Source organism: Aetokthonos hydrillicola CCALA 1050, from assembly GCF_017591665.1.
GTDB lineage: Bacteria > Cyanobacteriota > Cyanobacteriia > Cyanobacteriales > Nostocaceae > Aetokthonos > Aetokthonos hydrillicola.
In genome coordinates, this window is the sequence record NZ_JAAKGC010000369.1 from 1 (window position 1) to 1,643 (window position 1,643).

The window sequence follows — 1,643 nt, forward strand, 5'->3', positions numbered from 1 at the left end:
CCAGAGATAGGAGATAAATCCCGGCTTGATGCGTTCGGCGTTCTCAAGGATCGGTGAAAACCGGCGATCAAGATGAACTCCCTTCATGACGTCCGCGACGTCGACCTTCTGAACCGTGCAGAGATTGGCGATTTCGTTCGAGAACGAAATCAGCGTCGCCAACAGCGAATTGGCCGTGTATTTGATCATCTCCGCGGTTCGCGGATCGGCACGGACGAGGTCGACGCCGTTGAATACCGAATAGAGCCGGTCAAGCGTATCGATCGACCGATCGTCGATGCCGCCGAGAACGATACGATCCGGATGCATGAAATCCTCGATCGCCTCGCCCTCGCGGAGAAATTCCGGATTCATACCCACTCCGAAATCCTTGCCGGCCTTCTTGCCGCTGTACTGTTCGAGGATCGGGAGTACAACCTCGGCCGTCGTGCCGGGCACAACCGTGCTTTTCACGACGACCATGTGATAGCCGGCCTTCTCTCTAAGCACCTTGCCGATGTCGGCCGCCACTTGGCGGATGTATTTCAGGTCGATCAGCGTTCCGTCGAACGGCGTACCGACCGCGATCATGGAGAGCTCGGATTCCAGCACCGCCTTGCGCAGATCGGTGGTGGCCGTCAGACGGGCCGGGACGTTACGGTCCAGCAATTCCTGCAGGCCACGCTCATAGATCGGCGGGTGCTTGCTTGCGATCATCTCGATCTTGCTAGGATCCAGATCCACGCAGACGACTTCATGGCCAAGTTCTGCAAGACAGGCCCCCGATACGAGACCAACGTAGCCGGTACCTACGATTGAAATCTTCATTACGCGTCTCCAGCGTCCCGATTTTCGGAGTACCAGACAAGGGACCGTTCGATGCCTTCTTCAAAACTAATCGTCGGCTCGTAACCAAGATCGGTGCGGGCCTTGTCGATCATCGGACAACGCCGGGTAGGATTATCAACAAGATAGTTCTTGTCGGAACTGACCTTGCGCACCACGCTCCCGGCATAGCCCCACTGCTTGCGGGCGAGTTGCGCGACGCTCTCGGCAAGTTGCGCCATCGAAATTTCCGGCTTGTCGGTACCGATATTGTACGATTCGCCTTTGCGGCCTATGACCAGGATCTTGAAATAACCGACGATCGCGTCGGTGATATAGCAGAACGTCCGCGTCGCACTGCCGTCGGACAGCATGATTATATCTCGGCCGGCAAAAACGTCGCGGGCGAAATCGGGCAGTACGCGGCGGTCGGAAATCTTGAGGCCGGGACCGTAATTGTTAAACGGCCGAGCGATGGCAATCGGCAAGTCGTACTGATGAGCGAAGTTTACGCAGAGCGTCTCGCCGTAGCGCTTGGACTCGTCGTAGCAGGCGCGAGGCCCGGTGCAGGAAACGTGACCGCGATAGGTTTCTGGAGTGGGAATATTCTCGGGTGTCGGATCGCCATAAATCTCGCTGGTCGAGTAGTAGAGAAATCCCGAAACCGGCTTGCCGGCCCGTTTCCGCTTGAGCGCAAACTCCAGAAGATGGCGCAGGCCATTGACGTTGGCGTCCATCGTCTCGATCGGATGCTTCCGGTAATAGATCGGTGAGGCGATCGAGGCCGCGTGGATGATGTAGTCGAAATCGGGGGTATCATCCGGAAGCGGGTTGGTTAT

The 1,643-nt window shown here is 57.2% G+C and carries 2 protein-coding genes; both read right to left on the reverse strand.

Features of this window, described 5'->3' with window-relative positions; genetic code table 11:
* Positions 1–807 (reverse strand): nucleotide sugar dehydrogenase (locus G4P69_RS38010; RefSeq protein ID WP_208355124.1); only part of this gene is annotated, 807 nt, incomplete at its 3' end.
* Positions 807–1,643: NAD-dependent epimerase/dehydratase family protein (locus G4P69_RS38015; RefSeq protein ID WP_208355130.1), on the reverse strand; the 837-nt coding region annotated here is incomplete at its 5' end. The genes G4P69_RS38015 and G4P69_RS38010, both read right to left, overlap by 1 nt.